Here is a 7,541-nt window from a genome sequence, read left to right on the forward strand (position 1 = left end):
TTCCGTTGTCTTAGACTTTAGCTCTTACAATTGCGAACTTCTACATGGGCATCTGCATAGGATAAAAAAAACAATCAAGTGAGAGGGGTATGAAGGTGTACCGCAATTCGTATTTCAATTATCAATATTACAATCCTATGCATTTTAACAATTGGAAATATATTCAAAGACCTCATTATTACCATTGTAACAATCACCACTGGAATCCTCATTTTAGAACCGTTAAATTAGGAGATTATGGAGGAAGACCATTTGTTGTGAACATCGACCAAGCCGCTAAGCAAAACAATACTTATCGCACAGCTTTATGGACAGGAGAAAAATTACAAGTGACTCTTATGAGTATTAATGTTGGAGATGATATCGGTTTAGAAGTTCATCCGACAACGGATCAATTCATACGTATTGAAGAGGGTCAGGGGCTTGTTCAAATGGGTGATAGCAAAAACAAATTAGATTTTCAAGAAATGGCATTTGATGACTATGCCATTATGATACCCGCAGGAAAATGGCACAATGTAATCAATACTGGCAATACACCACTAAAAATTTACGTTATTTATGCGCCGCCTGAACATCCATATGGTACAGTTCATGAAACTAAATCAATTGCTATGTCAGCGGAAGAAAATCACCATTTCTAATGAAAGTAGTGGAAATTATTAATAGATTGAAACTGTGTTTTAACTCATGAGATGTTAGTCGGCAAAAACAACGGGGAACTAAGACATTATTATAAATAAGTCTTAGTTCCCCGATGCTTTAATTTTGATAGAGCTGTCTAAGCACACTTACAATAATAAATTATGATACTGATAGGTCAAAGGCGCCTTTCGCGAAGGGCGGTAACTACTTCCTTCTTGTGCTTTGAACCTCAGACGACAGCAGACGGATCGAATCCAATGCTGGAATGCTGATGGAATTATAATCTGTTTAATATATGAATTCAGAAAATTATAGGACAAGAACATGTATATTTTTCAAAGCCACCTATAATGTAGCCGAGTTTATGTCATAATCCTACAATGTGGCCACTTTAGTGCATTTTATAATGACACAATTATGGCTACAAAAATAATAAAAAGCCTGATAAATCAAGCTTTCTTATCTAATAAATGTAGACTCTTTTGTGTCATTAGACAGATACAAGAAGACCTCACTACAACCGTAAACGAATCTATCAAATCATCGATGCAGCGCTTTGTCATAATCGCATCGCCCTCCCCTCTTCGTCCAAATTATAACATTAATTTAATACTTCACGAAACGGTTATTTTGTGAAGTATATTTGTTTTTCTCTTACTTTTGGAGTTGGCTTGTGCGGATTTATCGTATGGTGTCTAATGACATTAAACTGTTATCATTCGTGACGATATATATCATTGTTTTCTTTGACAAAAAGAAGTCTCATTAGATTGAATTTATGATAACACTATCTTGTCATTTTTCTTTGGAGATGCCGCAAATTGCAAAATGAAAACATGCCCCTTCAAACTTTTTCCAGAAGTTGAGGCGTTCCTTTGATTACCGTTAAAGGATTCAGGATGATATTGGCTGTGCCCGCCGCCATATGCCTAATGGTTTCCCTTCTTTCTTTCTCACATTGAATTTGCACGTACTGTTGAAAATCTTGGATATCGGCCATTAGAACAAACGTTCCCCTTTTAGCTGCGGGTATACATAGGTGATCATTCATGGATCGCACTTTGCCATCTAACCTCTCTTGCACGAGTACTCCCGAGTAATTCTTTTTATCCTGCAAAACTTCCCCTACGATCGATTGTAATGCCGAGTGTTCAGGGAATTCTTCTCCGGGGGTTACTGAGACCAGCTTAACTTGGAGTTCCCCGAACTCTAGCCTTGGAAACCGACTTCTGATCTACGAAAGAGCCGTTCCACCACGCGCTTCATTATCCGATTCTTACGGGATTAGACGGAGGCCGGCAAAGTGCCGGTATAAACAAGTAATGATGTCTCTCTAAATGATTCGTTTTACAGCGTTCGCGATCTCATAACCCGGAAGAAAAAGCAAGTATATCCAATTGCTCTCGATTTTGATTTTGACTCCGTTCGTCCTGGATCAATTGACATAACGTTCTCGCCAATATACGTCCAGCCGTTCTTGGCGCGACCAATCCCGGTAAACTTGGTGCCAACAAGGCCTTGATTCCACGTTTTTCGGCAAAACGAAAATCGGTTCCACCTGGTTTGGAAGCCAAATCAATAATAATAGCGTGATGCGGAATACGGGTCAACACACGAGAAGTAAGGATTTGCTCCGGAACCGTGTTAAAAATAATATCCACATTTACGCCTTCATCGTACAAATCTTTCGTATAAAACGGCTCAATCCCCATCTCCCATGCACGTGCAAACTGCTCCGGTTTCTGCACCCCCGCTTTGACGTGTGCACCCAGGCGCTGAAGCATACTGGCTAACGTAAGACCGATTCTCCCCAAACCCAGCACCATACAACGCGAACCATGTATGGTAATTTCCGTCTGTTGAATGGCCATCATTAAGGCGCCCTCCGCAGTGGGAATGGAATTGTATATGGCAACATCGTCCCTGCTAAATAATTCTATCAGATCGATCTCTAGTTCCGCGCAAAGGTTCCTCAAGTAAGACTTGGCTATGCCAGTACAGACTTTTGCGTGTTTCGGCAAGCAAGACATATATTCCTTGTTCAGCAATAACGTTTCAGATGAAAATGAAGACTCTACTCTGCCATGGTCGTCTGTACCGACAACCGGTAATATCAATACGTCAGCATTGCGAAGCACCTCCCTCGTAAGCTTGGAATGCTGAACTTCATGAAGTTGTTCGTGCAAATCTTCATAACCGATTACCGCAATATTTGCATCCAGGTCAGTAAATGACCGAATGATTTCAAGATGCCGGGCATCGCCTCCAAGGAAGACAATATGCAGACCCGTTAACAAAAAATCCCCCTACTTTCCTTAAGTGTGGACTTAAAATTAACTAACCTCGTTTACCATCTTTAAAAGCGCATCTGCTCCTTTCATCCCAGGACAAATTCCGCGTAATTCCGCCTCTGTGGTCACCATATCGAGTGGGGCATCCAGCAATTGCTCTATTGTTCGTACCCCAGTTGCGCGTTCTGCCACAATGCGGCGATCGTTTAATTTCTCATTTAACAAACGAACACCAAGCGCCCCGCACATGATATATCCGTGACGGTTGTGATGGCCAGAAGTGTTGTTTTGGGCAGGGCGACCTCGATACTTATAACCTGATACCTTCAGCTTCAATCGGTTTCATATGATCATCTATGATGCAGCTCCTTTTTTTACACTATATGCCGGGCGTGATATTTGCACCATAGACTGTTGCCCAAATTCGATATTACTTGATTCGTTGGAAGCCTTCTCCCCTTTCGCCATATACATGTGTAAATTGGACTTCGATTCAATTCCATGTAATTTTTGAAATTTATAACAAAGGAGATAACAAACGCGCTGCTTGATCAAGCATGCGCTCGAAAGAAGTACGATGCATATGATCTTCCAAACGATATGGAGTAGCCTCGGCGAGATCCCGTTCGAATTGTTCCGTAAGCTCCCGGGCCACATCGGAATGATACATCACTGCACACACTTCGTAATTTAAACGGTAACTACGGAGATCGTAGTTGGAAGAACCCACTTCGGCAATCTCGCCATCGATAATCATGACTTTCGCGTGCAATACCCCTTTGTTGTACTGAAACACATCGATCCCTGCTTCCACGAGTTCGCCATAATACGTACGGCTTGCAGCTCCTGCAACTTTAGGAATCACTTGGCGCGGCACCAGTAATCTCACTCGAACGCCACGCGCCGCGGCTGTTTTGATGGCCATCATGATATCCGCATCGGGTATAAAATAAGGGTTGGTCACGTCGATAGTTCGGGTCGCCTGCGTCAGGCAGATGAAATGCATTTCCCGAATGACCGGAGTAGGCAGCCCGGGATTGCCTTCGAATATCTGTATATAGACGTTATGCGAATCCTTGGACGGGGAAGCTTTTCCCATGTGGGTGCCTTCCATCGTTCCCAGCTCCGATCCCCATTCCCATCCGTATCCGGATCGTTCTGTTTTGCCGGATGGAAATGGATGAATGGCTTTATCGTCTGAAAGTTGAGCCGATTCAGGGATAAATTTTGCCTTTCTCGTTGAATGGAGCATGTCCGGTGACGCCATTTTCCAGTGAGCCTCAAAAACGGCTTTCACATCATACGCTGTTTCGCCGGTTAACCGCATATGAGTGTCGCGCCAAAAACCGACATCCGGCTTCATTCCGGTATACTCGTCCCCAACGTTGATTCCTCCCATGAAGGCTTCCTTTCCGTCGACGACTGACAGACAAAGGTTGCAAAGCCCGAGCGATAACAAATGCGGAGTGACCATATTCTGGGGGGTAATGAAATCGGGCTATTGTGCGAAGAAACGAGCTTGTCCCGCCGCATTTGCACAGGATTCGTGACGAACAGGTAACAAACGAATCCGATAATCGGTAATACTAGTCCGACTGATATCCAAGTCAACGCTTTGGCGGGGCGGCGCACCTCCCGAACCGCAATGATGATCAATAGTGCCGTATTTACTAGCCATAATCCTGCTATCCATGCCAAGAAAATCAGCCTCCCAATCCTGTCGTCTACGAGGGAATAAAGATAAAGGGGCAGCCATGCCGAGAAGAGATCGGCATGGCCTTTTTTAGAAACCTTTATACTGCGGTTCTTCCTGTTCAATTTGTTGTAACCGTGGAGTGACCTGGTCAATGAGGTTTTGTGTCTGTTGCGCTGCATTTGTGAACGTGGTTTTGGCCTGCTGGTTTTGTGTATTTAACGCAAACTGTTCAAAGCTGGCCTGCGCGCTTTTTAATGAAGCTACAGCAGTTTTCACTTGAGAAGCTACCGTCATGTTGATCACCTCCTGAAATGGCATCTGTATATAATATGTCAACTCGTCAGAAAATTAATGAATGGTAAAATTTGATGATTGGCTATTGTCAGGGGTTAGAGTCTTCCTGAAAAGACTTACCGCAATCTATGCCCTTCTTGGCAATGCTTGAAGCCAGCAAGTACAGCCCAACATAGATAGGAAACGAATATGTATGTTTCCAGTGAACGGGGTGGTATAAATCGGCCATTTGTGAAATCGGTTCAGCCAAAAAAGCGGAAAATCCCCCAAATAGGAGAGCTTTGAACAACGGATGTATGCCAGACTTGTACTGGTGTAAGAACATAACCGTGACGGGAAGAAGTGAAAAATTCCATGGAAAATTAGCGGGCATGAACGGTATGAATTCCCAGTGATAATGCCAGAGTCCCATGGCAATCCCAAGCTGGTCCAGCCACGATGACACGATAATCATCGTAAGCCCGGATAGGAGAAACTGTCCCGTAGCTCTCTTATCCCGAAATCCGATCCAAAATAGCCAGGGGCATATCGATAAACCTACTCCAAACCACCATTGCCGCGTAAACAGTACGTGAGTGCGCCAAATGTCAGTCATGTTGCGGTGTGCTTCAACAATCAATTGATAGGCTTGATTGCATGATGAATCTGATTTTCGTCCACCGATGCCACCCCTTTCCGTTATGCGGATACCGATCATTTTTCATTCGATATGTGCCTGCTTTGGCTCTTTATATACGCGAGTTTCCATACAGTATATTCGACGTTACAAATACGCCGACCGGCGGCAGCGAAGTTGAAGGCGGTTGCGGTGGGATATAGCCGCTATACCCCGCCAAGCTTATATCAGTTGTCGCTACCCAGGTTCCATATTCGCTCGTCTGTAAAGAAGAGGGTAGCATCCGCAGACGTCCGGTGAGAACCAAATGCCGAAGTTGAATCTGGACATCGTCATAGATGGTTAATTGGCCGGAGTAGGCGGCGTAGGGGGAATGAAACATGATCTGCTGCGTGCTTTCATTCCAGCTTCCTTCAATCGGAATCGGCGTTCCGCGAAATTGGATGGTGCCTTGAATTTGCTGGTCCTGCAAAACACGCATCACGAGTTTGCCCCACACAACCGGTCTTCCGGCGACAGATGCATGAACTCCCCATATGGARAAGGGAGGTAAACTCTTTGTACTTGTTTGAGCCGCAACGGACATGATTCATCACTCCTCAAAGTTGGATCACGTCATTATATGCGTCCTCGGCAAAAATGCCAGTCACTGGGCATGAATTCTTTACAGATAACCGAACCTGATCAAGTAAAAGAAGATGGACTATCTCTTATACTGGTTGTTTCTTAATGCAGACAGGTTTCGAACAAAATTGTTTCAACCCATCCCAGTTGCCCCAGATGCAATTTTTACATCGATTTGGTTGTCTTGGGGCAGAGGTAGTCCAGTTTTTAATGCTTGTACTGAATGTTGGTAACATGCAGGCATCCGCCTTTCCAAATTTATGCAAACAGCATTTAAGTTGTCCAGAAACGAATCATCCTATGCAGTTATCCGCATCGTGAAAGTCCGCTTGGATTTGATCCCATCTACCCTTGTCCCCTGCATACAAATATCAAAGGCCGGAGCAACCCATTTTGGGCAACAGCCGGCCATTTGGTCCTATTTCGCAGGCATTCTACCGATGGCTCGAATCGCAAACATTTTTCACACACCGATTCTCCCAGTTGTTGCAGAAGTCCTCATATACTTGCTCTACGCCACAGTCGGATAGCATGTGCCTGGCCAAAAAGTCATACCAGAACTGGTCGAAAGACAAGGGCATCCGGGTTCCATATTGGGAACGAAGGGTTACATAGCGGTCCCAGATTTTGATTCGGAATGCTGCCAATTCATCACATCGCTCCATGTCGGTTCGCCTTTACGCGGCGCTGGTGTCGCTGGATATTTCTGACGTTTTCGCTTTTTCTTCGGAGAGCTTTTGAAATTGTTTCGCCCTTTCCAGATGAAAGGTACGTAATTGTTCGTGATACTGAGCCATTTTCATGTGCCAATCGTACATTTGCCTGACATAAGCGGCCTGGTCATGCGTATACATGGGCATTGCCTGTTTGATAAACTGCATTTGAAAACATTCCTCCTTGGGTTAGGTAAAGTTGAACTTACAGCATTAGTCTATGGCAGGCGCATAGAAGCGACAACGGCATCCGCCCGGTTTCCGGTCATTTTATCGGGTTGGTTGTCTATATGCAGGCGGAAACACAGCCTTTTGGGGACCTGACTCCTATGATGCATAAAGGATATGAAAATCGGAATAATATCAGTTGCATATTCTGAAAATGGCGAATGAAAAGGAGAAAATATGGAAAAAAGCGAACTTAAATCACAATTTAAACAGCGAATCAAAACGACAAGTAACAAATCTCCAATAATCTTGGATGGAAAGGCAAGTGAAAATGTTCCAACCGAGCCGAGTTTAATGGAGCGAACCAAAGAAGTGATGGAGAATATAGGAACCGAAATAAATAGCGTCTGACAGTATATGGCTTTTATAGCTTGGTCAACGTAACCTTTGAGATTATCGATGGGGACATTCCGTACAGATTGGAACAAGTAAAT

Annotated in this window: 11 protein-coding genes and 1 pseudogene; 1 reads left to right on the forward strand and 11 read right to left on the reverse strand. The window is 44.0% G+C overall.

Going from position 1 to position 7,541, the window contains the following annotated elements; translation table 11 throughout:
• The first annotated feature begins 89 nt into the window (after positions 1 to 89).
• Complete coding sequence (locus ACPV3A_RS28415) at positions 90 to 644, forward strand: cupin domain-containing protein (protein ID WP_100537080.1); 555 nt, start codon at positions 90 to 92, stop codon at positions 642 to 644.
• 845 nt (positions 645 to 1,489) lie between these two features.
• Here the strand turns inward: ACPV3A_RS28415 and ACPV3A_RS28420 are convergent.
• From ACPV3A_RS28420 to ACPV3A_RS28470, 11 genes and pseudogenes are all read right to left on the reverse strand, one after another.
• Positions 1,490 to 1,645, reverse strand: coding sequence for a hypothetical protein (locus ACPV3A_RS28420; RefSeq protein ID WP_254611201.1), 156 nt, complete (start codon positions 1,643 to 1,645; stop codon positions 1,490 to 1,492).
• A gap of 364 nt (positions 1,646 to 2,009) precedes the next feature.
• On the reverse strand, positions 2,010 to 2,942 hold the full coding sequence (dpsA, locus tag ACPV3A_RS28425; RefSeq protein ID WP_100537081.1) for a dipicolinate synthase subunit DpsA: 933 nt from the start codon (positions 2,940 to 2,942) through the stop codon (positions 2,010 to 2,012).
• 36 nt (positions 2,943 to 2,978) lie between these two features.
• Positions 2,979 to 3,282 (reverse strand): annotated as a pseudogene (locus tag ACPV3A_RS28430) (YunC family protein).
• Between the two features lie 171 nt (positions 3,283 to 3,453).
• Positions 3,454 to 4,335 (reverse strand): phospholipase D-like domain-containing protein, encoded by an 882-nt coding sequence (locus ACPV3A_RS28435; protein WP_426202819.1) that lies wholly within the window; start codon positions 4,333 to 4,335, stop codon positions 3,454 to 3,456.
• Positions 4,296 to 4,634, reverse strand: a complete 339-nt coding sequence (locus ACPV3A_RS28440) for a PLDc N-terminal domain-containing protein (protein WP_426202821.1) — start codon at positions 4,632 to 4,634, stop codon at positions 4,296 to 4,298. Before ACPV3A_RS28440 ends, ACPV3A_RS28435 begins: the two co-directional genes overlap by 40 nt.
• A gap of 85 nt (positions 4,635 to 4,719) precedes the next feature.
• Complete coding sequence (locus tag ACPV3A_RS28445) at positions 4,720 to 4,926, reverse strand: DUF1657 domain-containing protein (RefSeq protein ID WP_100537083.1); 207 nt, start codon at positions 4,924 to 4,926, stop codon at positions 4,720 to 4,722.
• 88 nt (positions 4,927 to 5,014) lie between these two features.
• The gene (locus ACPV3A_RS28450) at positions 5,015 to 5,521 is read right to left on the reverse strand and encodes a CBO0543 family protein (RefSeq protein WP_426202823.1); all 507 of its coding nucleotides are present in this window, start codon (positions 5,519 to 5,521) and stop codon (positions 5,015 to 5,017) included.
• A 133-nt stretch (positions 5,522 to 5,654) separates the two neighbouring features.
• Positions 5,655 to 6,128: a hypothetical protein gene (locus ACPV3A_RS28455; protein WP_426202825.1), complete on the reverse strand. Its 474-nt coding sequence runs from the start codon at positions 6,126 to 6,128 to the stop codon at positions 5,655 to 5,657.
• 472 nt (positions 6,129 to 6,600) lie between these two features.
• Positions 6,601 to 6,831, reverse strand: a complete 231-nt coding sequence (locus ACPV3A_RS28460) for a hypothetical protein (protein WP_143042177.1) — start codon at positions 6,829 to 6,831, stop codon at positions 6,601 to 6,603.
• Between the two features lie 12 nt (positions 6,832 to 6,843).
• Entirely contained in the window at positions 6,844 to 7,047 is a 204-nt protein-coding gene (locus ACPV3A_RS28465; protein WP_023559066.1) for a hypothetical protein, read from the reverse strand.
• Positions 7,048 to 7,097: 50 nt separating this feature from the next.
• Positions 7,098 to 7,541 (reverse strand): hypothetical protein (locus ACPV3A_RS28470; protein WP_426202828.1); only part of this gene is annotated, 444 nt, incomplete at its 5' end.

The sequence above is a fragment of the Paenibacillus sp. Dod16 genome, from assembly GCF_049893405.1.
Classification (GTDB): Bacteria; Bacillota; Bacilli; order Paenibacillales; family Paenibacillaceae; genus Paenibacillus_AQ.

Coding starts and splice junctions, on each gene's coding strand:
- ACPV3A_RS28450 (WP_426202823.1), bottom strand. CDS start 5,521: ATGACTGACATTTGGCGCACTCACGTACTGTTTACGCGGCAATGGTGG.
- ACPV3A_RS28445 (WP_100537083.1), bottom strand. CDS start 4,926: ATGACGGTAGCTTCTCAAGTGAAAACTGCTGTAGCTTCATTAAAAAGC.
- ACPV3A_RS28460 (WP_143042177.1), bottom strand. CDS start 6,831: ATGGAGCGATGTGATGAATTGGCAGCATTCCGAATCAAAATCTGGGAC.
- ACPV3A_RS28415 (WP_100537080.1), top strand. CDS start 90: ATGAAGGTGTACCGCAATTCGTATTTCAATTATCAATATTACAATCCT.
- ACPV3A_RS28435 (WP_426202819.1), bottom strand. CDS start 4,335: ATGGGAGGAATCAACGTTGGGGACGAGTATACCGGAATGAAGCCGGAT.
- ACPV3A_RS28465 (WP_023559066.1), bottom strand. CDS start 7,047: ATGCAGTTTATCAAACAGGCAATGCCCATGTATACGCATGACCAGGCC.
- ACPV3A_RS28420 (WP_254611201.1), bottom strand. CDS start 1,645: ATGGCCGATATCCAAGATTTTCAACAGTACGTGCAAATTCAATGTGAG.